This is a genomic window from Mycobacterium sp. 94-17 (assembly GCF_035617725.1).
Lineage (GTDB): Bacteria > Actinomycetota > Actinomycetes > Mycobacteriales > Mycobacteriaceae > Mycobacterium.
On record NZ_JAPIYN010000076.1, the window covers coordinates 1 to 634 of the forward strand.

Below are 634 nucleotides of genomic sequence, written 5' to 3' on the forward strand. Positions count from 1 at the left end.
GCGTCGGGTGTGGCCGTGTCGGCCCTGTCCACGTCCGTGATCCCCACCGCGTCGGCCCAGTGTCCGGACGTGCAAGTGGTGTTCGCCCGCGGCACCGGCGAAGCACCCGGCGTCGGCCCCACCGGCCAGGCCTTCGCCGACGCACTGCACCAACGCGTCGGCAACCGGTCCTACGACGTCTACCCGGTCAACTACCCCGCCAGCGACCAATGGGCCACCGGCATCGACGGCGTCAGAGACGCGGGCGCACACGTGGTTTCGATGGCCCACGACTGCCCGAACACCAAAATGGTGCTGGGCGGCTACTCCCAGGGCGCCGCGGTGATGGGCTTTGTCACCTCCGCCGCGGTCCCCGACGGCATCGACCCCAACACCGTGCCCAAACCGCTGTCCCCCGACGTCGCCAGCCACGTCTCCTCAGTCGTGCTGTTCGGCATGCCCAACGTGCGCGCGATGAACTTCCTCAACGAGCCACCCGTGGTCATCGGCCCCACCTACCAGGACAAGACCATCAAGGTCTGCGCCACCGAGGACCCGGTCTGCTCCGACGGCATGAACTTCGCCGCCCACGACACCTACGCCGACGACGGCGCCATGATCGACAAGGGCGTCGCCTTCGCCTCCAGCCACCTGG

At 68.9% G+C, this 634-nt stretch carries 1 protein-coding gene; it reads left to right on the top strand.

The window, feature by feature from the left end; all coding sequences use genetic code 11:
* The coding region (locus OQ789_RS25700; RefSeq protein ID WP_324689226.1) for a cutinase family protein at positions 1-634 on the top strand (634 nt) is incomplete at both ends.